The sequence below is a fragment of the Pseudomonas sp. LBUM1668 genome (assembly GCF_059695715.1).
In genome coordinates, this window is the sequence record NZ_CP166787.1 from 5958588 (window position 1) to 5981588 (window position 23001).

At 58.8% G+C, this 23001-nt stretch carries 24 protein-coding genes; 14 read left to right on the forward strand and 10 right to left on the reverse strand.

Annotated features, from left to right (window positions below):
- The first annotated feature begins 180 nt into the window (after positions 1-180).
- The 3 genes from uvrD to ACA061_RS26940 all read left to right on the forward strand — a co-directional run bounded on the left by uvrD (position 181) and on the right by ACA061_RS26940 (position 4070).
- Positions 181-2364 (forward strand): DNA helicase II, encoded by a 2184-nt coding sequence (uvrD, locus tag ACA061_RS26930; RefSeq protein ID WP_150603610.1) that lies wholly within the window; start codon positions 181-183, stop codon positions 2362-2364.
- Between the two features lie 287 nt (positions 2365-2651).
- Positions 2652-3524, forward strand: a complete 873-nt coding sequence (locus ACA061_RS26935; protein WP_150603611.1) for a Tim44 domain-containing protein — start codon at positions 2652-2654, stop codon at positions 3522-3524.
- A 138-nt stretch (positions 3525-3662) separates the two neighbouring features.
- Positions 3663-4070, forward strand: coding sequence for an SMI1/KNR4 family protein (locus tag ACA061_RS26940; protein ID WP_003187120.1), 408 nt, complete (start codon positions 3663-3665; stop codon positions 4068-4070).
- Positions 4071-4091: 21 nt separating this feature from the next.
- On the opposite strand, the gene ACA061_RS26945 is transcribed toward ACA061_RS26940, so the two are convergent.
- The gene (locus ACA061_RS26945) at positions 4092-5855 is read right to left on the reverse strand and encodes a cation:proton antiporter (RefSeq protein ID WP_150616926.1); all 1764 of its coding nucleotides are present in this window, start codon (positions 5853-5855) and stop codon (positions 4092-4094) included.
- Positions 5856-6136: 281 nt separating this feature from the next.
- On the opposite strand from ACA061_RS26945, the gene ACA061_RS26950 reads away from it, so the two are divergent.
- Positions 6137-6619, forward strand: a complete 483-nt coding sequence (locus tag ACA061_RS26950; protein ID WP_003229693.1) for an acyl-CoA thioesterase — start codon at positions 6137-6139, stop codon at positions 6617-6619.
- A gap of 99 nt (positions 6620-6718) precedes the next feature.
- Here the strand turns inward: ACA061_RS26950 and pdxY are convergent, their stop codons facing one another.
- A complete protein-coding gene (gene pdxY, locus ACA061_RS26955) occupies positions 6719-7591 on the reverse strand; it encodes a pyridoxal kinase PdxY (protein WP_210553306.1) in 873 nt (290 codons plus the stop codon).
- A gap of 117 nt (positions 7592-7708) precedes the next feature.
- Here pdxY and ACA061_RS26960 point away from each other — a divergent pair, with 117 nt between their 5' ends.
- On the forward strand, positions 7709-8122 hold the full coding sequence (locus tag ACA061_RS26960) for a DUF3301 domain-containing protein (RefSeq protein WP_497300318.1): 414 nt from the start codon (positions 7709-7711) through the stop codon (positions 8120-8122).
- Positions 8123-8218: 96 nt separating this feature from the next.
- On the opposite strand, the gene ACA061_RS26965 is transcribed toward ACA061_RS26960, so the two are convergent.
- On the reverse strand, positions 8219-9184 hold the full coding sequence (locus ACA061_RS26965; RefSeq protein ID WP_210700718.1) for a CobW family GTP-binding protein: 966 nt from the start codon (positions 9182-9184) through the stop codon (positions 8219-8221).
- A 41-nt stretch (positions 9185-9225) separates the two neighbouring features.
- Between ACA061_RS26965 and ACA061_RS26970 the strand changes: the two genes are divergently transcribed.
- The gene (locus tag ACA061_RS26970; protein ID WP_150688282.1) at positions 9226-9582 is read left to right on the forward strand and encodes an NADH:ubiquinone oxidoreductase; all 357 of its coding nucleotides are present in this window, start codon (positions 9226-9228) and stop codon (positions 9580-9582) included.
- Positions 9583-9586: 4 nt separating this feature from the next.
- On the opposite strand, the gene ACA061_RS26975 is transcribed toward ACA061_RS26970, so the two are convergent.
- Positions 9587-10237, reverse strand: coding sequence for a DUF1826 domain-containing protein (locus ACA061_RS26975; RefSeq protein WP_497300319.1), 651 nt, complete (start codon positions 10235-10237; stop codon positions 9587-9589).
- On the reverse strand, positions 10237-11442 hold the full coding sequence (zigA, locus tag ACA061_RS26980; RefSeq protein ID WP_210553302.1) for a zinc metallochaperone GTPase ZigA: 1206 nt from the start codon (positions 11440-11442) through the stop codon (positions 10237-10239). The genes ACA061_RS26975 and zigA overlap by 1 nt, the downstream gene beginning before the upstream one ends.
- Positions 11443-11662: 220 nt before the next feature.
- Here zigA and ACA061_RS26985 point away from each other — a divergent pair, with 220 nt between their 5' ends.
- The 7 genes from ACA061_RS26985 to ACA061_RS27015 all read left to right on the forward strand — a co-directional run bounded on the left by ACA061_RS26985 (position 11663) and on the right by ACA061_RS27015 (position 17443).
- Positions 11663-12040 carry a glutamine synthetase gene (locus tag ACA061_RS26985; protein WP_210553301.1) on the forward strand — a complete coding sequence of 126 codons (378 nt, stop codon included), beginning with the start codon at positions 11663-11665 and terminating at the stop codon, positions 12038-12040.
- 196 nt (positions 12041-12236) lie between these two features.
- Positions 12237-13133 carry a GTP cyclohydrolase FolE2 gene (gene folE2 / locus ACA061_RS26990; RefSeq protein WP_497300320.1) on the forward strand — a complete coding sequence of 299 codons (897 nt, stop codon included), beginning with the start codon at positions 12237-12239 and terminating at the stop codon, positions 13131-13133.
- On the forward strand, positions 13130-13798 hold the full coding sequence (locus tag ACA061_RS26995; RefSeq protein WP_150616933.1) for a metal ABC transporter ATP-binding protein: 669 nt from the start codon (positions 13130-13132) through the stop codon (positions 13796-13798). Before folE2 ends, ACA061_RS26995 begins: the two co-directional genes overlap by 4 nt.
- Positions 13798-14664 carry a metal ABC transporter permease gene (locus ACA061_RS27000; protein ID WP_497300321.1) on the forward strand — a complete coding sequence of 289 codons (867 nt, stop codon included), beginning with the start codon at positions 13798-13800 and terminating at the stop codon, positions 14662-14664. The genes ACA061_RS26995 and ACA061_RS27000 overlap by 1 nt, the downstream gene beginning before the upstream one ends.
- Positions 14665-14675: 11 nt before the next feature.
- Positions 14676-15551: a metal ABC transporter substrate-binding protein gene (locus ACA061_RS27005; protein WP_497300322.1), complete on the forward strand. Its 876-nt coding sequence runs from the start codon at positions 14676-14678 to the stop codon at positions 15549-15551.
- Entirely contained in the window at positions 15548-16108 is a 561-nt protein-coding gene (locus ACA061_RS27010; protein WP_150616936.1) for a gamma carbonic anhydrase family protein, read from the forward strand. Before ACA061_RS27005 ends, ACA061_RS27010 begins: the two co-directional genes overlap by 4 nt.
- 3 nt (positions 16109-16111) lie before the next feature.
- Complete coding sequence (locus ACA061_RS27015; protein ID WP_497300323.1) at positions 16112-17443, forward strand: dihydroorotase; 1332 nt, start codon at positions 16112-16114, stop codon at positions 17441-17443.
- Positions 17444-17599: 156 nt separating this feature from the next.
- Here ACA061_RS27015 and ACA061_RS27020 read toward each other — a convergent pair whose 3' ends face one another.
- Positions 17600-18118 carry a DUF3617 domain-containing protein gene (locus ACA061_RS27020; RefSeq protein ID WP_210553296.1) on the reverse strand — a complete coding sequence of 173 codons (519 nt, stop codon included), beginning with the start codon at positions 18116-18118 and terminating at the stop codon, positions 17600-17602.
- Between the two features lie 131 nt (positions 18119-18249).
- Between ACA061_RS27020 and cls the strand changes: the two genes are divergently transcribed.
- Positions 18250-19689, forward strand: coding sequence for a cardiolipin synthase (gene cls, locus ACA061_RS27025; protein WP_150603625.1), 1440 nt, complete (start codon positions 18250-18252; stop codon positions 19687-19689).
- A gap of 47 nt (positions 19690-19736) precedes the next feature.
- Here cls and cfaB read toward each other — a convergent pair whose 3' ends face one another.
- The 4 genes from cfaB to bufA2 form a co-directional block, all read right to left on the reverse strand.
- The gene (cfaB, locus tag ACA061_RS27030) at positions 19737-20924 is read right to left on the reverse strand and encodes a C17 cyclopropane fatty acid synthase CfaB (protein WP_150603626.1); all 1188 of its coding nucleotides are present in this window, start codon (positions 20922-20924) and stop codon (positions 19737-19739) included.
- Positions 20925-21009: 85 nt separating this feature from the next.
- The gene (locus ACA061_RS27035; RefSeq protein ID WP_210553294.1) at positions 21010-21798 is read right to left on the reverse strand and encodes an HvfC/BufC N-terminal domain-containing protein; all 789 of its coding nucleotides are present in this window, start codon (positions 21796-21798) and stop codon (positions 21010-21012) included.
- On the reverse strand, positions 21789-22634 hold the full coding sequence (bufB, locus tag ACA061_RS27040; RefSeq protein ID WP_210553293.1) for an MNIO family bufferin maturase: 846 nt from the start codon (positions 22632-22634) through the stop codon (positions 21789-21791). The genes ACA061_RS27035 and bufB overlap by 10 nt, the downstream gene beginning before the upstream one ends.
- Before the next feature lie 64 nt (positions 22635-22698).
- A complete protein-coding gene (gene bufA2, locus ACA061_RS27045; protein WP_497300324.1) occupies positions 22699-22950 on the reverse strand; it encodes a BufA2 family periplasmic bufferin-type metallophore in 252 nt (83 codons plus the stop codon).
- Between the last annotated feature and the right edge of the window lie 51 nt (positions 22951-23001).

Genomic DNA, 23001 nt, shown 5'->3' on the forward strand with positions numbered 1-23001 from the left:
AAACTGCTGCGGATCACAATTTCACCGAAACTTTTCCCTCCCGTGGTGCCGACAGAACCCGCAGAGTGAGACGGGCTGACGCCTGTAGCCAGTGACCGACCGGTCGTCATTGACGGCACTTTCATCGGCTAATGCAAAGCTCGGTTTGCCCGGGCCTGCGGCGCACCCTAGAATGCCCCGATGCGCGATGACCTCTCCCTTCTGCTGAACTCCCTCAACGATGCCCAACGCCAGGCCGTAGCAGCCCCCGTTGGCCGTCAGTTGGTCCTGGCCGGTGCCGGCTCTGGTAAAACCCGAGTGCTGGTGCACCGTATCGCCTGGTTGATCCAGGTCGAAAACGCCTCGCCCCACTCGATCCTGTCGGTGACCTTCACCAACAAGGCCGCTGCCGAGATGCGTCACCGCATCGAGCAGTTAATGGGTATCAACCCGGCTGGCATGTGGGTCGGCACCTTCCACGGCCTGGCGCACCGCTTGTTGCGGGCGCACTGGCAGGAAGCCGGCTTGAGCCAGACCTTCCAGATTCTCGACAGCGACGACCAGCAACGGCTGGTCAAGCGGGTGATCCGCGAGCTGGGCCTGGACGAGCAACGCTGGCCGGCCCGTCAGGCCCAATGGTTCATTAATGGACAGAAAGACGAAGGTCTGCGTCCCCAACACATACAGGCCAGCGGCGACTTGTACCTGGCCACCATGCGCGGCATTTACGAGGCCTACGAGGCTGCTTGCCTGCGCGCCGGTGTTATCGACTTCTCCGAACTGCTGCTGCGCGCCCTCGACTTGTGGCGCGACCACCCTGGGCTGTTGGCGCATTATCAGAAGCGCTTCCGGCACATTCTGGTGGACGAGTTCCAGGACACCAACGCCGTGCAGTACGCCTGGTTGCGCCTGCTCGGCAAGGGTGGCGACAGCCTGATGGTGGTCGGCGACGACGACCAGTCGATTTACGGCTGGCGCGGGGCGAAGATCGAAAACATCCATCAATACTCCGCCGACTTCCCGGACGCCGTGACCATTCGCCTGGAGCAGAACTACCGCTCCACCGCCGGTATCCTGAAAGCGGCCAACGCCCTGATCGCCAACAACACCGGACGTCTGGGTAAAGAGCTGTGGACCGACGGCGGCGACGGCGAGGCGATCAATCTGTACGCCGCGTTCAACGAACACGACGAAGCACGCTACGTTGTCGAAACCATCGAAAGCGCGCTGAAAACCGGCCTGGCTCGCAGCGACATCGCGATTTTGTACCGCTCCAACGCCCAATCACGCGTTTTGGAAGAAGCATTGCTGCGTGAACGCATTCCGTACCGCATCTATGGCGGCCAGCGCTTCTTCGAGCGTGCGGAAATCAAAAACGCCATGGCCTACCTGCGTTTGCTCGAAGGTCGGGGCAATGATGCAGCGCTGGAGCGGGTGATCAACGTCCCGGCTCGCGGCATCGGCGAGAAAACCGTCGAAGCGATTCGCGAGCATGCGCGCCACAGCGATGTGTCGATGTGGGAAGGCATGCGCCTGTTGGTCGCCAATAAAGGCCTGACCGGTCGTGCTGCGGGTGCGCTGGGTGCGTTTATCGAGCTGATCGAGAACCTCGCTGCCAAATGCGCAGAGATGCCGCTGCACCTGATGACCCAAACCGTCATCGAGCAATCCGGTCTGATCGCCTATCACGAAGCGGAAAAGGGCGAAAAAGGCCAGGCGCGGGTAGAAAACCTTGAGGAATTGGTCAGCGCCGCGCGCAACTTCGAGAACACTGAAGAAGACGAAGACCTGACGCCACTGGCAGCATTCCTCGGCCACGCTTCGCTGGAGGCCGGCGATACTCAGGCCGACGAGCACGAAGACAGCATTCAGTTGATGACCCTGCACAGCGCCAAAGGCCTGGAATTCCCTTACGTGTTCCTCGTGGGCATGGAAGAAGGCCTGTTCCCGCACAAGATGAGCCTGGAAGAACCGGGACGTCTTGAAGAAGAACGCCGCCTGGCCTACGTCGGTATCACCCGGGCCATGCAGAACCTGGTGATGACCTACGCTGAAACCCGGCGCCTGTACGGCAGCGAAACCTACAACAAGGTCTCGCGTTTCGTACGGGAAGTGCCGAAAGGCCTGATTCAGGAAGTCCGTTTGTCGAACAGCGTCAGCCGTCCGTTCGGCGGCAACCAGTCGATGAGCGGCAGCAATCTGTTCAGCGGCAGCGAGATTCCCGAGACTGGCTTCAGCCTGGGTCAGGCAGTACGCCACTCGGTCTTTGGCGACGGCGTGATCCTCAACTTCGAAGGTGCGGGTGCACAGGCGCGAGTGCAGGTGAACTTCGGCGAAGGCAGCAAGTGGCTGATGCTCGGTTACGCCAAACTGGAAGCCATATAAGCGCCTGTTCTGCTCTTCTGTAGGAGTGAGCCTGCTCGCGATAGCGGTCTGTCATTCAATGTATGTGTTGACTGACATCCCCTCATCGCGAGCAGGCTCACGCCTACAGGTTTCAATTTCTTTCTGAACCTATCTCCTTTTCCTACAGCCGAAAGTACATGGCCTTATTGCCCCGACGGAGCTGAACGTAACCTGTCAGGCAAAAGCCCGAAACACTCTCTCGCTAGCCAGTAACACTTCAGCTGTGCAACATGGCGCGCGTGTCTCCACAAACGGGAAATCCCTTTATGAAACGTTTTCTTAGCATCGCCATGGCGTTGTGCATCGGCCTGACGATGAGCCTCGACGCCAACGCCAAGCGCTTTGGTGGTGGCAAAAGCGCCGGCGCTGCGCCGTCGCACCAGACCAGCCAAATGGCTCCTTCTTCCCCAGCTGGCGGCGCTGCGGCGACCGCTGGTGCTGCCGGTGCCGCTGGCGCTGCTGCCAAGGCCGGCGGTGCTTCGAAATGGCTCGGCCCTCTGGCCGGTATCGCCGCCGGTGGTCTGCTCGCTTCCATGTTCATGGGCGGCGGCTTCCAGGGCATGCAGATCTTCGACATCCTGATCATGGCCGTGATCGCGTTCGTGATCTTCCGCTTCATCGCCGCTCGTCGCCGCAAGCAGCAGGAGCACCTGGCTCCGGCTGGCGCGCCGATGCAGCGTGAAGTGTTCGAGCAGAAGCCTGCCGGCATGGGTTCGATCTTCGGTGGTTCGGCTGCACCTGCTGCCGCCCGTCCGGTGATCAACGCACCGGCCTGGTTCAACGAGCAGAGCTTCCTTGAAGCTGCACGCAGCCACTTCCAGTCGCTGCAGCAGCACTGGGACGCTAACGAAATGGACAAGATCGCCGAGTTCGTGACCCCGCAGATGCTCGAGTTCCTCAAGCGTGAGCGTGCGGATCTGGGCGACGCCTTCCAGTCGACCTACATCGACAACCTCCAGGTTCAACTGGACGGCGTAGATGACCGTGCCGACAAGACCATCGCCACCCTGACCTTCAGCGGTGTGTCGAAGACCTCGCGTTTCGACCAGGGCGAAGTGTTCAGCGAAAGCTGGAACATGGAACGTCCGCAGGGCGAGAACCAGCCTTGGCTGGTGGCCGGTATCCGCCAGAACGGCTGATCCCCTCTGCGTTAAGCATGCGGTAACAAAAACCCCGGACTTGTCCGGGGTTTTTCTATTTCGCGGTTGCATCTATAGCAAGCTACTGTATAAACCGGCCCATATAAACCGCGCCATACAAGCAAGAGGATCCCGGACGTGGAAGAAATCATCGAACAACTGCGCGAAGCCAACGAACCGGTACCGGTTCCTTTGGAGTTGCCTGACGAAGACCTGCTGGTTGAAATCGAAGAACAACTGTTCATCGATATTCCGTTTGTCTTCAGGGAGTTTTTGCTGACGGTCAGCGACGTGGTTTACGGTAGCCTGGAGCCGGTAACTGTCACCGACCCGCAATCGCACACCTACTTGCCGGATGTCGCCGCCAACGCCTGGGATGCCGGCGTGGATCGCAGTCTGATTCCAATTTGCCAGGACGGCGACGACTACTACTGTGTCGAAGAAGACGGCACGGTGGTGTTATGGCAAGCCGAGGAAGAGCTGATTGCCGAAGAAACCTGGGAATCGGTCTGGCATTGGGCGCGGGACGTCTGGCTGGAAAGCTGATCGGCCAAACGCCCCGGGTGGTCAGTGCCCCGACGACTCTTTGTGGTTGTCGAGGGTTTCCAGCAAGGCCACCTGCATCCGCGTGTGCACGCGGATGAACCAGCGCCAGAGCAGCGCCGCCACGGCGGCCGCGACCACGGCGATCAGCACCAGCAACTTGTTGGTCGGCAGAATACTGGCCGACAAGGCTGCCAGCAGCAGGAAAATCACCAGCAGCGAGAGAATCGGGATCACCTCGGAGATCACCCGGCGCACTCGCTGCGTGTGCCGCCCCGCCATCTCCGGCTTCACGCCCATCTCGGCCAACAGCATCGATAGCGCCTTGAGCTTGCGATAGGCCGCGATCAGAAACGGTAACGACACCAGCAAAGCCCCGCCCCAGATCAACGCTTTCTGCCAGCTCGGATCGCTGATCCAGTCTTGCAGATACGTCGAGATACGCTCGGCGAAGAACGCGCCCGAGAAGAAGATCGCAATGACCAGCGCCAGATTGACCCCGACCTGCAACAGGATTCGCCGGATGATCGACGCCAACATCGCCCCCTCGCCCTGCGGCTGAATGCTGCGCAGCCATTCGCCGTACATCCCCAGCACCCGCCCCAAACGCTGCGGCATCGCGGCAGCCAGTTTGATCGACAGTGGATCGGCGGAGCGAATCAGGTACGGCGTCAGCAGCGTGGTAATCACCGAAACGGCCACGGCCACCGGATAGAGGAAGTTGCTGGTGACCTGCAGCGTCATGCCCAGCGCGGCGATGATGAAGGAAAATTCGCCGATCTGTGAAAGCCCCATCCCTACCCGCAGCGAGGTGCGTCCGTCATTGCCGGCGATAAACGCACCGAGCCCGCAGGACAGCATCTTGCCGAGCACCACGGCTACCGTAATCACGGCAATCGGCCACGCGTATTGCAGCAAAATCATCGGGTCGAGCATCAGGCCGATGGCGACGAAGAAGATTGCGCTGAACAGGTCGCGAACCGGTTCGATCAGTCGCTCGATTTTCAGCAGTTGCCGCGACTCGGCCATGATCGCGCCGATCAGGAATGCGCCAAGCACCATGCTGTATTCAAGTTTGACCACCAGCAGGCAAAAGCCGAAGCACAGGCCCAGCACGGTGATCAGCAGCATCTCGTTGCTTTCGAATTTGGCCACGTAAGCCAGCAACCGCGGCACCAGCAGAATGCCGATCACCAGCGCGACGATCATGAATAGCGACAACTTGCCGACCGTGGAAAACACTTCTCCGGAACTCACCGTGCCGCTGACCGCGATGCTCGACAGCAAGGCAATGATGCCGATACCGAGGATGTCCTCAACGATCAATACGCCGAAGATCAATTGAGCAAAGCGCTCATTCTTCATCTTCAGATCGTTGAGTGCCTTGACGATGATGGTGGTCGAAGAGATCGCCAGGATTGCACCGAGGAACAGCGAGTCCATGGTGTTCCAGTCGAACCAGCGACCGATCTCGTAACCAATCCAGATCATCAGGACGATTTCGAGGAACGCTGCGATGAACGCCGTGGCGCCCACCTTGAACAGCTTGCGCAGGCTGAACTCCAGCCCGAGGCAGAACATCAGGAAAATCACCCCCAGCTCGGCGAGGGTCTTGATGGTTTCTTCGTCGTGGATCAGGCCGAACGGTGGGGTGTGCGGGCCGATGATGAAGCCGGCGACGATGTAACCGAGCACCACTGGCTGCTTGAAACGATGGAACAACACGGTCACCACGCCCGCGACCAACATGATCACTGCCAGGTCCTGAATAAAGCTGATGGCATGCATGGCGTGGGCTCCTTGAATGACGACGCTCGCAGTCAGGCATCAGAAAGGTCTGAGCGAGCCGGGGTAAAAATCCGCTTTTCGTGTGGGAATTGCCCTTGGGCAGGGCTTTTGCAGGTTAACACCGCGACTTCTCACTGGAAGGCGGTGCAATATTAGGAAACAGATCGATCCCGGCGTGACGGCACCCAGTCGCCCGGCGTCCCGATAACGGTGCTTTTGAAAAGTGACCAGGCACCCGCAGAGGTGCTTCCAGCAAACCAGCCTTGATCCGTGAGAACGTTATGGAACCCGGAAACGCCCAGCTGTCGATGACGGTACTGATGACCCCCGACATGGCCAATTTCTCTGGCAATGTCCACGGCGGCACCCTGCTCAAATACCTCGACGAAGTGGCTTACGCCTGCGCGAGCCGCTACGCCGGCCGCTACGTGGTGACATTGTCTGTGGATCAGGTGATCTTCCGCGAGCCGATCCATGTCGGCGAACTGGTGACATTCCTGGCGTCGGTCAACTACACCGGCAACACCTCGATGGAAGTCGGCATCAAAGTCGTCACCGAAAACATCCGCGAGCGCTCGGTGCGCCACACCAACAGCTGCTTCTTTACCATGGTTGCGGTGGATGACCAGCGCAAACCGGCCGCTGTGCCGCCGCTGCAGCCGCAGAACAGCGAAGACAAGCGCCGCTACATGCAGGCGCAGCAACGTCGGCAGATTCGCCAGGAACTGGAAAAGCGTTATCAGGAGATCAAGGGCGACGCCTGACCTAAAAAACAAAAGATCGCAGCGTTCCGCAGCTACTACATGGCAATCCAGGACCCTGTAGGAGCTGCGGAACGCTGCGATCTTTTCGCTTTTAAAGGCTTACAAACTGATCGCAGTGGCTTCGAACTTGACCCGCGGATGCGCAATGCGATCCTGCGCCCGCACCAGTTGCAGTTCGTAACTGGCGCACGCTTGCGTTTCCAGCAGCACCTCATGCACCGCTGCCGCCGTGAACTCGAACGCCGCCACCAGACTGTCGCCCAGCAGCACGCGCGCCAGGAACAGGCCGGACGTCAGATCGCCCACGCCCACCGGCTGACGCGGAAACGCCAGCAGCGGACGACGCAGGTGCCAACTGCCCTCGGCGGTCACCAACAACATCTCGAAACCATCCGCCGGTTTACCCGGGTAATCCAGATGCTTGACCAGGACGACTTTCGGCCCGCGAGCCAAAAGCGCCCTCGCCATTGCCAGGCAATCGAACAGCGATTGCGGCTTGCGCCCGGAAAAACTGTCCAGCTCCAACTGGTTCGGACACATGATGTCCGCGACGGCAGCCGCTTCTTCCAGCAGAAAATCGCTGACCTCCGTAGGCACGCTGCAACCCTTCTCCGGATGGCCCATCACCGGGTCGCACAAATACAGCGCTTTCGGATTGACCGACTTGATGCGCGCCACGCCACTGAGAATCGCCCGGCCCTGCGCTGCGCTGCCGAGATAACCGGACAGCACCGCATCGCAATTGCCCAGCTCGCCAATGGCCGCAATGCCTTCGACCAGTTCGGGAATCTGTTGCGGCGCCAACACTTCGCCGGCCCACTGGCCGTACTGGGTGTGATTGGAAAACTGCACCGTGTTGAGCGGCCAGACATTCACCCCGACCCGCTGCATCGGAAATACTGCGGCGCTGTTGCCGGCGTGGCCGAACACCACATGGGACTGAATGGCGAGCAGATGAGGCGTACGTTTCATTCGGGTTTTTCCGTAAAACGATTGAAATTCAAGCCGCGCAGTATGCGACGAAACGCAGCCTGTACGACAGACCGGCGACGCAGTTAAGCTGGCGCTAACTTTTGGAGTTCATTGTTGATGCTGACCCTCGAAAACATCTTCGTGCTGATACTGTTCGCCGCCGCTGGCGCGTGGCTATGGCACAACCACGGCTTGCGCGAGCGGGCGCTGGAGCGGGTCAAACAGCATTGCATCAACGTCGGTGTGGAGCTGCTGGACGGCAACGTCGCGTTGAAGAAGATTGGTTTCATCAAGGATGCCAGCGGTCGCCGGCGACTGGCGCGGGTCTACAACTTCGAGTTCACCGTGACCGGCGAAAGCCGACACAACGGCACCATCACCCAGTTCGGCGCACACAGTGCGCAGATTGAATTGGCGCCCTACCCGGCACCTTTCGACGATACGCCGCCAGTTGTTGAAGCTCACAAGCCACGGGCGGAGGTGATCGAGCTGAGTCAGTGGCGGCAGGAACACACCAAGTGGAAGCCGTAGAAATCAAAAGATCGCAGCCTTCGGCAGCTCCTACAGTGGATTTATGTGCACTGTGTAGGAGCTGCCGAAGGCTGCGATCTTTTGATCTTTTGATATTTAATTCACCAGACAACCCGCTAACGACTTCTGCAAAACGCCAACATCCTGCGCCTCACTGAAAATCAGCTCGATCCGCGAATCGCGCCGCCATTCACTGGCCTGCCAATGCAGATCAGCGTTCTCCAGGGCATTCGCTGAAACCCAGCCATTCGTGCTGTGGATAACCAGTTTCGCCCTTTTCCAGACAAGACTTTCCAGCCAGGCTGCGACCTTTTGTGAGTCGAACGTCTGGCTCGGATGCCAACGCCAACCGATACTCCAACCACCGTCCTGGGCCTGGCTCAGGCAAATCGGCAGTGTCGGATCGCTCCAGACCGCCGGCATCTGCGCCAATCCTTTGGGCACGATCAGATTATCCACACCCGCCACCGCTCGCGCGGCCAGCCCCGGCAATTCGCTCAAGGGCAATTGCGCTTGTTGCGTCCAGACGAGCCTGACTGGCGGTAACTGACTGGCAATCTTCCGCCTGACAGTTTCAGAAAGGTTTTCTGCCTTGTTCAACACCAGTAAACCAGCGCTGGCCAACGCATCCTGCTGCGCTGCCGGCAACGCTTTCCCCGCATTGAGTGCTTGGGCATCCAGCACCAGAACACACGGCTGAACCGCCAGCACACCCAGCCATGGCGCTTCACTCAACTGCTTGAGCAACTGCGCAGGGTGGCCCAGTCCAGAGGGCTCGATAAACAGCCGATGCGGTTTCGCCTTGCGCAACAAACGTCCAAGGCCAATCTGAAACGGCGCCCCATTGACGCAACACAAACAGCCCCCGGCCACTTCCCCCAGTGCGATACCATCGCCGTCGCGGGTCAGTAGAGCGGCGTCGAGGCCGATCTGGCCGAACTCGTTGATCAGCACCGCCCAGCGCTCGCCTTCAGGGCGTTGCGCCATGAGCTGGCGGATCAGGCTGGTCTTGCCGGCGCCGAGTGGGCCTGCGATGACGTGGACAGGAATGTTCTGCAACATGGCCGGGGATTTTCTAAGGAAGGTTTCTGAGGAGATTGAAGATGCGTTGGATGGGATGGTCGTTGCTGTTGCTGCTGGTGTCCAGCAAGGTGTTGGCTCAGGCCTGCGTGGTGCACAGTCAGGGCGAGCGGCTCGACGTGAAAGTCTGCCAGCAGAACCGCAGCATCCCGGCAAAACTGTTCAGCGACGGCTTCTGCCAACCAGCGCTGGCCGGACAGAAAGTCGAGGTGCAGTACGTCGATCAATGCCCCACCGGCGCTTTCGGTGTGTGCAGCAACGCACAAGTCGCCAATATGCCCTATCGCCAAGACATCCACTATTACGGCGTCGCCACTGACGCCGCTTATCTAAAGCCTTACTGCGAAGGCCAGAGCCAGGGCACATGGCTCAAGCCATGAGGCGTTAACCAAGCCAGTCGAGGGTCAGAATCAAACGGCGCTCGCCCTGGACCGGTTGCGGCGAGCGGTGGATCAAGCCAAACCCTTCATTGCCGTGCCATTTTTCACCTTTTAGCAGTGCCACTTCGCCGCTCTTGAGTTGCTGGATCTGTGTGGTGCCCGTCGGCTCGGCGTTGGCCTGACCGAGTTGGCGTCGATCCATGACGCCCTCCTCCAGCCACTCACTGCCAATTCCCGCGCAGGTGGTGATCAAGCGCACCGGCACGTGATCGACGTGGAACCGCGGGCACATGGCTTTATCCAGCACCCGCAGGCGCAAACCGATACGCCGCGCACCGAGCAGGCAAGCGAAGGCACTGACCAGCCATTTCAGATCGGCGATAAAGCCATCGTAGCCTTCCAGATCGCGGAAGCCTGAGGCCAGTCCGCAGAGATCAGGTTCGGCGTCTTCGTCGGCCAGTTCCAGGCATAACGACTCTGCCAAGGGCTCGTTTAGCGAAAGTAATAACCTTGCGAATTCGGCGATGTGCAGCGGCATATGTCGCTGCCAGACGGCGAGGTTGATATCGTCGTCAAGAATTCGGCTCAGCGCTTTGGGAGTAGGGCCCTGATGCTGTGAGCGCGTACGCTCTTGCAGCAGCTTAATCGCAAGCATCAGGCGGCCTCCTCGTGCCACGGACCGAATGGATCCGGCAGCAATCGCCAGCCTTCCGCACCCAGCGCCATTTCATCGTCGGTCAGCAGACACCCATCGAGCTCGCTAGATAGCTGTACGAAATTGATGTTCTGGCCGATAAACACCAGCTCCTGACGGCAATCTCCGACACTCGGCGTCCAGTTTTCCATGATCGCAACGGTACTTTCCTGATCCTGCGGCCATTGGCTTTTCGGCACGAAACGCCACCAGCGCCCGGCAAAACCATGGCGCATCAAGCCACCGGCCTGCGACCAACTGCCGGCATCGTTGGGCTTGCTTGCCAGCCAGAAGAAACCTTTTGAGCGCAGCAGCTTGCCGTTGAGCCATGGACGATCGATGAAGTTGAAAAAGCGTTGCGGATGAAAGGGCCGACGCGCCCGGTAGGCGGTGGAGGCAATCCCGTACTCTTCGGTTTCCGCGACGTGCTCACCGCGCAACTCCTTCAACCAGCCGGGTGCTTGCGCAGCTTTTTCGAAGTCGAAGCGGCCGGTGTTGAGAATCTTCTCCAACGGTACTTCGCCCATCACCATCGGGATGATTTCGGCTTGCGCGTTGAGCCGCTTGAGGATGGCGGTCAATTCCTCGCGCTCGTGCTGGCTGATCAGGTCGATTTTGCTGATCAACAGCACGTCGGCAAACTCGATTTGCTCGATCAGCAAGTCGGTGATCGAGCGCTCGTCCTCGTCACCAAGCGTTTCACCACGAGAGGCAAGACTTTCGGCGGCCTGGTAGTCGAGCAGGAAATTCACGCCGTCGACTACAGTCACCATGGTGTCCAGACGGGCGATGTCGGCGAGGCTTTGGCCTTGCTCATCGCGGAAGGTGAAAGTCTCTGCGACGGGCAATGGCTCGGAGATACCGGTGGATTCGATCAGCAAGTAATCAAACCGCCCTTCTCGCGCGAGTTTGCTGACTTCTTCGAGCAAGTCTTCGCGTAACGTACAGCAGATACAGCCGTTGCTCATTTCCACGAGTTTCTCTTCAGCGCGGTTCAGGCTGACATCGCGCTGAACTTCGCTGCCATCAATGTTGATCTCGCTCATATCATTGACGATGACCGCCACGCGCAAACCCTTGCGATTACGTAGTACGTAATTCAAAAGTGTACTTTTTCCGGCACCAAGAAATCCTGAAAGAACGGTCACAGGCAGTTCGGCTGACATTGGGTAATCCTCTTTAAATGGCAGCCGATAGCGCTTTTGCGTAGCGCGTGACGTTCTGGCTTCACACGGAGCTTCGCAGAAGGTAAACGTTTGAAATCGGCCGAATCAGGCTCAGTTCAAACTGATGTTATAGTATAACAATAGAGAATGGCTAGCCCTGCTCTTTCTCTTATCTACAAACAGACGAAAGCTGCCTTCAAGTTCAGGCTCGGAAAATGTGATGAAAAATGCGCTGAAATGCTTGGCTTTAAGTGCCCTGTTGTTAACTGTAGCCACCGCATGGGGACAAACCTCAGCGCTCGCCTCCTGCACGCGTAGCGCCAATCTGCTGGCCTGCGCGGATGCCGATGGCAACACCTACAGCGTTAACACGGTCGGCAACACGCTTTACCTGCGCGGTTTTGAAAAGAACGGCAAGCGATATTGGGCGCAGACCAATAGTCGGTTTGGGCAAATGACGTTCTTCACTGGCATCGCTTCCGACGGTGAAGCCTGGGTCGGCTATACCCGGCGGGTGGGATGGACCACCATCAATCGATTCTCCAGCTCAGGTGGCAGCAGCGCGAAATTCACCTGTAGCCGATTGTCCGGTTGCTAATCCGCCCAAGTCATCGACATGTCGAGGATACGACCACGATGATGTCTCGCTCGGAATAGGTGATTTTCCCGAGTGTTTCACGTGGAACCCTAGGCGGAATTTGCGCGTACATATGAAAACCTGTTCATGAAAAAGACATCGTGATTCGAATTGTTATAATGTAACATCGAATTTAATCAACACGATGGTCCCGATCATGAATTCGCTGACACTTCCGGATATCGCCGCGCAGGCCGCTCGCCAAGCCTTGCCACTCGAATGGGTGGGCATGCGCGGCATCGCGTTGCCTGTTTTTCTGGACGGCCAACGCCTGAGTGCGAAAGCTGATGCGGGTGTAAGTCTTGATGATGGTGAGGCGCGCGGTATTCATATGTCGCGCTTGTATCTGGCACTCGAAACCCTTGAACAACGCAACATTAGCCCAACGCTGCTTCACCAGATTCTTGTGCATTTCCTCGATAGCCACGCAGGTTTGTCCAGCAACGCCTATTTGAAAATTCACACGGATTTACTGCTAAGGCGACCCGCATTGATCAGCCCTCTGGCCGGATGGAAATCCTATCCAGTCACCATTTCGGCCAGCCTGAAAAACAGAATGTTCCACGTGGAACTAGAAATCGAAGTGCCTTATTCCTCGACATGTCCGTGCTCGGCAGCGCTTGCGAGACAGCTTATCCAGCAACAATTCATTGATGACTTCGCTAACAAACACCTGAATCACGCAGAGGTTTTGGCGTGGCTGGGCTCACCCCAAGGCATTGTCGCAACGCCCCACAGCCAACGGAGCTTCGCGCAACTACACGTTCATCTCGACGAATTCATCGATGAACTGCCATTGAGCGCGATCATCAACGATGCCGAAGCCGCCCTCGGCACCGCCGTACAAACTGCGGTCAAACGAGCGGACGAACAAGCCTTCGCCCTCGCCAACGGGCAGAACCTGATGTTCTGTGAAGACGCCGCACGCCGACTGAATCTTGCGCTACGTCGCTCTCCCGGAGTGAGTGCATTCAAACTGCGAGTGACCCACGCCGAAAGCCTGCATGCCCACGATGCTGTCGCCGAAAGTCACTGGCACCGGGAGCAGGCATGATCCGCTGCCAAGCCTTGAGCTGGGGCGCACCTGGCCAACCGCTGACTTCGCCCCTGACCCTCGAATTCGAAAGCGGCAGCCTGACGGCAATCATCGGCGCCAATGGCTGTGGCAAAAGCAGCCTGCTGAAAGTCATCGCCGGGCTGCAAAGGCCTTTGGCAGGCAAGGTCTCGTTGAGTGTTCCACGGCAAAGCGGAATCTCCTTCCTCCCTCAACAACAGCACCTTGATCGCCAGTTCCCGATAAGCCTCGAAGAGTTGGTGGCCGCCGGATTCTGGGGACGTCGATTGTCCACACAACTGCGTGCACAGCGCCTCGCTGCAGCCTTGGAAAACTGGCACCTGAACGGACTTGATCAACGCCCCTTGATGGCCTTGTCCGGCGGTGAACTACAACGCGCGTTGCTCGCTCGATTGAGTCTGACCGACGCTCCTGTTTTGCTACTCGACGAACCGCACGCTGCACTCGATGAATTGGGCCAACAGTTGCTCTGGCAACACATCCACGCCTGGCACGCCGAAGGTCGAACATTGATCGTGGTGTGCCACGACCTCTACGCCGTTCGCCAACACATTCCAAAAACGCTGCTGATAAAAAACAGCGCCTGCGTATTCGGCACAAGCGAAGAACTCATCCAGCAGTCACCGCATACGCAGGTGGCCTGATGCTCACCGTCGCACACTTCTTTCAGCCGTTTAGCGAGTTCGTGTTCATGCGCCGCGCCCTGCTCGGTGGTTTGGTGCTGGCCTGCAGCACCGCTCCCCTCGGCGTGTTTTTGATCTTGCGGCGTATGAGTCTGATTGGCGACGCCGTTGCCCACGGCATCCTGCCCGGTGCCGCATTGGGCTTCTGGTTCGCCGGCCTCAGTCTGCCTGCGCTCACCATCGGGGGTCTCGGCGCGGGCCTGAGCATGGCCGGACTCGCCGCATGGATCACTCGCAAAACGGGTTTGCGAGAGGACGCCAGCCTCGCCGCGATCTATCCAATATCGCTGGCAGGCGGTGTGCTGATTCTTGGCATCGCCGGCAAACGCCTCGACCTTTTGCACCTGCTCTTCGGGTCGGCATTAGCGGTCGACGGCCCGACCCTGAACGGCATGCTCTGGGTATCGAGCTTCAGCCTGATCGCCATGGCACTCATTTATAAACCGTTGCTGCTCGACACCCTCGACCCATTGTTCCTGAGAACTGTCAGCCGACTTGGCCCACTCGCCCATGGTGTGTTCCTGACCTTGGTGGTGCTGAATCTGGTGATCGGATTTCAGGCGATCGGCGCACTGATGGTCGTTGGACTGATGATGCTGCCCGCCGCCAGCTCGCGATTCTGGAGTCGCCGCCTGCCGATCCTGATTGCCATCGCCGCCCTCCTCGGCTGCCTGTCGGTGTGGCTCGGATTGCTGCTGTCGTTCTACTTCTCGCTGCCCAGCGGGCCGGCCATCGTGCTGGTCGCGGGGGCCGGATATTTGCTCTCCGTGGTGTTCGGACCGGTTCACGGTTTGCTGCGCCGCCCACCGTTGCTTACATCCCAATGAGGTGTTTCCCGATGCGCGTTCTATTAGTGCTGTTCAGCCTGATGCTGTCGATGTCATTGTCGGCGGCTGAAAAATTGCCGGTGGTGACCAGCTTCAGCATCCTCGCCGACATGGTTCATCAGGTCGGTGGCGAGCATATCCAGATCACCAACATGGTCGGCCCGGACGCTGACGCGCACACCTATGAGCCGACCCCGGACGATGCCAAAGCACTGCTCAAAGCCAAACTGATCATCAAGAACGGTTTGGGTTTCGAACCTTGGCTGGATCGCTTGGTCACCAGCACCGAAACCAAAGCCACGATAGTCAGTGCCAGTCACGGAGTGATCCCGCGCTCGCTGGATGAGGACGGAGAAACCGTTCCCGATCCGCATGCCTGGCACAATCTGGCCAACGCCGAGTTGTACGTCGCCAACATCACCAAAGCGCTGATCGCCGCCGACCCGACGAACAAGGCCGACTACGAGCGCAACAGCCAAACCTATCTGAAACAGATCTACGCCCTGCTCGCCGAAGCCAAGGCCAAACTCGGTTCACTGCCACCGGGCAATCGCAAAATCGTCACCAGCCATGATGCCTTCGGTTACCTGGGCCAGGCGTACAGCATCGACTTCATGGCCCCACAAGGATTGTCCACCGAGCGTGACCCCTCGGCCGCCGAAGTCGCGGCGCTGATTACCCAGATCCGCCAGGCGAAAGTCAAAGCGGTGTTCATGGAAAACATCAAGGACGCGCGATTGCTCAAGCAGATTGCCGATGAAAGCGGCGCGCACATTGGCGGCACGCTCTACTCGGATGCCCTCGCCGCCAGCGGGCCGGCCAGCACCTTTATCGGGCTGTTCGAATACAACCTCAACACCCTTTACAAAGCGCTGAGCCAACCATGATCCGCAAGAATCCTTCAGGCGATCTGCCACAGATCGCCGAGTCGGCCTACGTCGATAAAACCGCGATCATTTGCGGCAAGGTGGTGATTGGTGAAAACGTGTTCGTCGGCCCCTATGCCGTCATCCGCGCCGACGAAGTGGACGCCTCAGGCGAGATGGAGCCGATCACCATCGGCGCCAATTCGAACATTCAGGACGGTGTGGTGATCCACTCCAAATCCGGCGCGGCGGTGACCATCGGCGAGTTCACTTCCATCGCCCATCGTTCGATCGTGCATGGTCCGTGCGTGGTCGGCGACCGGGTGTTCATTGGCTTCAACAGCGTGCTGTTCAATTGCGTGGTTGGCGACGGCTGCGTGGTGCGGCACAACTCGGTGGTCGACGGACGCGATTTGCCGGACGCCTTCTACGTGCCCTCCACCACCCGCATCGGCCCGAACACCGACCTCTCGCAATTCCCCCCGGTGAGTGTCAGCGCCTCGGAGTTTTCCGAAGACGTGGCGCGCACCAACGTCGATTTGGTGCGCGGCTACAAAGCCTTGCAGAACGAGTTTTAGACCATGAGCAGTGTGCTGATTCGCAATGCAAGAATGATCAACGAAGGACGTGAGTTCGATGGGGATCTATTGGTCAGCAACGGTCGTATCGTCAAGATTGCGCGCAGCATCGAAGGTGAAAATGCGAACGTCGAAATCGACGCGGCCGGTCAGTGGTTGTTGCCGGGGATGATCGATGACCAGGTGCATTTCCGCGAACCCGGTGCGCCGGCCAAGGGCAGCATCCACACCGAATCTCGCGCGGCGGTTGCGGGAGGCATTACCAGTTTCATGGACATGCCCAACACCAGCCCCGCCACCCTCAGCCTCGAAGCGCTGGCGGATAAAAAACGCCGGGCGGCGCTCAGCTCTGTGGCCAATTACGGCTTTCACTTTGGTGTCAGCCAGGACAACCTCGACACCGTCGCCGCGCTTAATCCCTGCGAAGTGGCCGGCGTCAAAGTGTTCATGGGCGCCTCCACCGGCAACATGCTGGTAGATGATCCGAAGATTCTTGAGCGGTTGTTTGCTGATGTGCCGACGATCTTGCTGGCTCACTGCGAGCACACGCCAAGCATCAACGCGAATGCGGCCAATCTGAGCGATCTGTTTGGTGAGCATCTGCCGCCCGCCGCCCATGCGCTGATTCGCAATGCCGAGACTTGCTATCGCTCGTCTTCGTTGGCGGTGGAACTGGCCAAGCGTCACGGCACACGACTGCACGTTCTACACCTCACCACCGCTCGTGAACTGGAGTTGTTCGAAGACAAACCACTGGCGCAAAAACGCATCACGGCAGAGGTCTGCCTGCATCACTTGCTGTTTGATGATCGCGACTATCCCGCGCTCGGCAACCTGATCAAATGCAATCCGGCGATCAAGACTCAGGCCGACCGCGATGCCTTGCGCGAAGCGTTGAACTCCAATCGACTGGACGTCATCGGCAGCGATCACGCGCCGCATACCTGGGCGGAAAAGCAAAGACCTTACACTGAAGCACCTTCGGGTTTACCGCTGGTGCAGCATGCATTGCCGGCGTTGCTGGAACTGGTGGCGGACGGCGTACTGTCAATCAGCACTCTGGTGGCGAAGACCAGTCATCGCGTGGCGGATCTGTTTGCGATTCCGGATCGAGGCTATTTGCGTGAAGGGTACTGGGCGGATCTGGTGTTGGTTGAGCGGCGGACTTTCGAGGTGTCTCGGCAACCGATTCTGTCGCAGTGCGGGTGGACGCCGTTTGCCGGGAGAAGCTTTCGACATCGGGTCAGTACGACGCTGGTGTCAGGGCAGATCGCCTGGTGGGATGGTCGGGTGAATGAAGGCTGTCGCGGTTTGCCGTTGCGGTTTATGCGCTGAGTGATCTTCGCCAGCCATCACACCTTGTCCCCTGTAGGAGCATTCGAGTGAAACTAGGCTGCGATCTTTTGACCCTGGCTTTCAAAAGCAAAGTCTAAAGATCGCAGCGTGCCGCCGCTCCTGCATTAATACCGCGCAACGCCGGTAACGCAGTTTTTAGGCACGAGGTTTCACGGCGCCGCAGTCCTGCCCCAGCCACACGGCGCGGGTTTCCAGACTGCCCTTCTGGTTGATGCCGATGGCATTGAACGTGCCGTTGGCGACGGTGTTGAATTCCCGATCACTGAGGAAAGTCGCAACACCGGTGCCCTGCGCTTTCGGGCAGCTGAAACGGAATTTCCACTGGTTGCCGTTGCGTTCGGTGATCTGCTGTTTGCAGCCCGATTGCGGGTCGGCCAGCGGAATATCATTGGTCGCCACTTGCTCAGGCGTCAGGCACGCGCGGATGCCCTTGCCGCCGATATTGATGCCGTTTTTCTCCAGCGCCGCCCGCTGCTGCGGGGTCATCTGGCCTTGCAACTGGCCGAGGATTGATTGCACGTCCATCGGCTGATCATCGACTTTGACGTTACTCGAGGTCATTTCCCACAGCCCCGGCTGCAGCATCTGCGCCTGAGCACCCACCGGCAATGCCAAACCCAGGCCCAGCGCCAAACCCAGCAGACGAATGTTCATCGAAAAACTCCTGATCAGTAGTGGCCGTTAGACGTCGGCCAATTGCTTCGGTTCATGCACCAATTAAATAGCGACATTCGCGGCGGAACATGGTCTGTTAAGCATTGAATCTTCCGGAGCAAGGCTGCCCCATGGATTATTTTGGACCGCATATTTTCGGTTATCTGATCGCCCTGATACACACCCTCGGCTTGATCGCCGCCGTTCACGCGGTGCTCACCGTGCGCACGGCTCAAGGCTCGATCGCCTGGGCATTGTCGCTGATCTTCATTCCCTACCTCACGCTTATTCCGTACCTGGTGTTTGGCCGCAGCACCTTCGATGGCTACATCAAGGCGCGGCGCCAGGCTAACGAACAGATGCGCCAGGCCATCTCCGAATTGAACTGGCGGCCGTGGGTGGAAGAAGCCCTGACCGCGCGCGCTTCGAACGCCTACGCATCATTGCGCGCCATGCCGAAACTGGGGCGAATGCCGTGTCTGGCCAATAACGAAGTGCAGTTACTGGTGAACGGCAAAGCGACGTTCGAGGCGATTTTCCACGCCATCGACACGGCGAAGGAAGCCGTGCTGATCCAGTTTTTTATCATCCACGATGATCGGCTCGGTCAACGCCTGCGTGATCTGTTGCTGAAAAAGGCCGGCGAAGGCGTGGCGATTCATCTGCTCTACGACCGCATCGGCAGTCACGCGTTACCCCACGACTATGTTCAGGCATTGCGCGATGGCGGCGTCGAGGTGAAAGCGTTCGCCAACCGCAGCGGCTGGCTGAATCGCTTTCAGGTCAACTTCCGTAACCACCGCAAAATCGTGGTGGTCGACGGGGTGATCGGATTTGTCGGCGGGCACAACGTCGGCGATGAGTACATGGGAGAAAAACCGCCGCTGGCACCGTGGCGTGACACTCATGTAATGGTGCGCGGTCCGGTGGTCGCGTGCATGCAGGAATCCTTCGCCGAAGACTGGTTCTGGGTGGCGCGCACACTGCCACCGCTGATTCTGCCCGACGAGTACCCGGAAGACGGCGTTCTTTGCCAATTGCTTGCCAGTGGCCCGGCAGATGCCTACGAAACCTGTTCGCTGTTTTTCGTCGAAGCTATCCACGCCGCGACGCAACGGGTGTGGATCACCAGCCCCTACTTCATTCCCGATGAGGCCGTGTTCGCTGCATTACGCCTGGCGGTGTTGCGCGGTGTCGACGTGCGTTTACTGCTGCCTTCGCGCCCCGATCACCGCATCGTCTACGCGGCGTCCAGCCTGTACGCCTTCGAAGCTGTGCGCGCCGGTGTTCGGGTGTTCCGTTACGAACCCGGATTCCTGCATCAGAAAGTGGTGTTGATCGACAGCGAGATCAGCGCCATTGGCAGCGCCAATTTGGATAACCGCTCGTTCCGCTTGAACTTCGAAGTGATGCTGCTGACGGTCGACAGCGACTTCTCCGCCAACGTGGAACAGATGCTGATCGAGGATTTCGAGCAATCTTACGAGATCGCCAAAGAAGAAAGCCGGGAGATCCACCGCCTGCAACAGGTCGGCATGCGGATCGCCCGGCTTATTTCGCCGATTCTCTGACATTCCCCCTGCCCTGCCCTGTGCGCAGGGCAAGGGGATACAGGGAATCACGGGTGGTAGATGTCGTCGCGAGTCCACGGCAATTCATGGCTGCCATCGGCGTGCGCTTTTACCGCGAGGATCTGGTGCAGATTGATCCAGCCGCGCGCGAAGGCGTAAGCACAACCGGCCAGGTACAACCGCCAGATGCGCAGCGCCTGCTCCGGCACTAGCTTCGCTGCGGTTTCGAGGTTGTCTTCCAGACGCTCGCTCCAGTGGTCGAGGGTACGTGCGTAGTGCAGGCGCAGACTTTCGACGTCGACAATTTCCAGCCCGGCTTCACTGATCTCGGCAGAGATCATCGACAGATGCGGCAACTCGCCATTGGGGAATACGTATTTTTCGATGAACTCGCCGGCACCACGTCCTACCGGGCGGCCATCGGTGTGCTTGGCCGTGATGCCATGGTTCATCACCAGCCCCCCCTCCTTCACCGCACCGAACAGCGTTTTGCAGTACTCGGCCAGGTTGGCGTGACCGACGTGCTCGAACATGCCGACACTGACCACTTTGTCGAAGCGACCGTCCTGGGGCAGATCACGGTAGTCCAGCAGTTGCAGTTCGATCTGGTCTTGCAGACCTTCTTCTTTGACACGTTCGCGGGCCAGTTCCAGCTGTTCCTTGCTCAGGGTGATGCCGAACACTTTCGCACCGAATTCCCGCGCGGCGTACCGCGCCAATCCACCCCAGCCACAGCCGACGTCCAGCAGATAGTCGCCCGGCTGCAAACGCAGCTTGCGGCACAGATGACGGAATTTGGCTTGTTGCGCCTGTTCCAGGGTTTCACTGCCGGTTTCGAAATACGCGCAGGAATACGCCATGTCGCTGTCCAGCCACAGCTGGTAGAACGCATTGGACAGGTCGTAATGGTAGGAAATGGCTTTGGCGTCGGTTTCCTTGTCATGCACCGAACGCACGGGATGACTGTCGTCGTCTGCACCGAGCAACGCATTGCTCAATTCGTCGCAGAGCCGGATGACCTCGCTGATCGAGCCCTCCAGTTCAAGCTTGCCTTCGACGAACGCCGCCCCTAGCGCATCCAGACTTGGATGGGTGAACTGGGTGACCATCTGAGGATCCTTGACCACGATGGTGACGCTGGGCGTTGGGCCCAGATTGAATTCATGGCCGTCCCAGAGTCGCAGGCGAAGCGGTAGCTGCAGATTCTGTAAGGCCGGTGGAAGTTGCGCGAGCATGGAAAATCCCCCCTTGTTTCAGACGTCTGATCTGAGGGTAGACCATCCTTGAAAAATAGCAGGCTATCGATTTGATTGGCCGAATCTACCGTTCCAGACGCTCCAACAGGCCATCCTGCACCCACTGTTTCAGCCAGGTGACGGCTTGAAGTGCAGCGCCCTCACCATAAATGACTGCCAACGCCGCACACAGTTCGGCGAAACTCCAGCCTTCGTTGAGCAGCCCGTTCAGGGCCGAGGCTTCGGCAGCTTCCAGACTGCGGTAATGACAGATCAGATCATTACGCCAGATCAGGCAGAGCTGAGGGGCAGCAAGCGCCATGCTTGCGGGGAATTCGCTTTCTTCCTTCACCGAGCGCCACAGCGAGAGACTGTTGAATTTGCACTCCAGCCTTTGCAGCGACGGTGTGGGTTTGAACTGCAACCCGGGCCAATCTTGCGGAGCAAGCGACGCCATCGTTTCGAGGGTTAACGGCGAACCTGCGGGCGTATCAAAGGCCAGCGTGAACGCCCATTCCAGCGCAGCCAATTCGGCCAGTGGTGCGCCCTGCTCCGGCACCAGGTACTCACAGACAAAACTGGCGAACCCTTTGCCCAACCAGCGCAGGCTGTAGTGTGCCGACGGGCATTGGCGGATATACGCGGTAGCCAGCAGGTCGAATTCTTCGTCGCCCATCCAGTGCCAGATCGTCGGGTAATCCGTGCGCAACACTTCCAGTAAACGCGCCTTGTAGGCGTTGTGATAAATCGCCAGACCGGTGTCGATATCCAGCGTCGGGCCGCCGATCAGGCTCTTTCCCAATGCCAGGTTGGCCGTCGCTGCGTCATCCAGCAGAAACGACTCGAATGCCAACTGCCATTCCCTCAGGCGCATTGCTGCCTCCCGGCCAAGACATGGCTACCGAGCTCGCGAGCCTTTTGCAATTCATCGAGCATCTCTTCAAACGGCGGAAAGTGATCGTCACGTTCCAGCAATGTCGACACCGGCCCGAAGTGTTCAAGTGTGCGCTGATACAGCGCCCAGACCGGGTCACTCACCGGATGATCGTGGGTGTCGATCACGTAGTCGCCGTAATCGCTATGCCCTGCCAAGTGCAACTGGCGCACTTTGTTCTTGGGCAGGCTTTCAATAAAGCTCCACGGATCGAAGCCGTGATTGCGCGAACTGACGTAGACATTGTTAACGTCCAGCAGCAACTCGCAGCCGCTCACCCGGCTCAGTGCGGCGAGAAATTCCCACTCGGTGAAATCATCCGAGGCGGCGCGCACATAGCTGGAGACATTCTCCAGCACCAATGGACGCTGCAACACATCTTGAACCTGAGCCACTCGGCCAGCGATGTATTCGAGGCTCTCAGCGGTGTACGGCAACGGCAGCAGATCATGCAACTGGTGAGCGTTGCCGCGGCTCCAGCACAGATGGTCGGAGATCCACGCCGGTTTGAGCCGATCGGCCAATTGCTTGAGTTGTTTGAGATAGTCCGGGTCGAGGGCATGCGGCCCGCCGATGGACAGGGAGACGCCATGCATCACCAGCGGATAGCGCTCGGCGATGGCGTCCAGGTAATACAGAGCCTTGCCGCCCTGCACCATGAAATTTTCCGAGACCACTTCGAACCAGTCGACGTCGGGCGACTGTTCAAGGATCTGCTGGTAGTAAGCGCTGCGCAATCCCAGGCCGTAGCCGAGGAAAGGAAGTGAGGCAGACATGTGCGGGCTCCTGATAAAAGTGGCCGCAGTGGCGCTTACCACTGCGGCGGCACTTACCGGTCAGTTATTCGCCGACCTTGCCACCTGCTTTATCGCAAGCCGCTTGAGTCATCGATTTGAAGCCCTGGCCTTTGCAAGCGCCCATGCCTTTGCAAGCGTGGTCTTTGGTTTTGCAGTCGTTCTGGCCTTTGCAGGCGGTCACGCCGTAACAGTGCACGTTGGCATCGGCGGCGACCACATTGGTGGCTACACCGGCAAACATAGTAGCGGCGGCCAAAGCGAGAGCGGCACCAGCAGCAGCGGTCTTGATCGTCATTTTTCTTATCCTCGGTAAGCATCAGGGATGTCGGCTGGAAGGTTGTTCAGT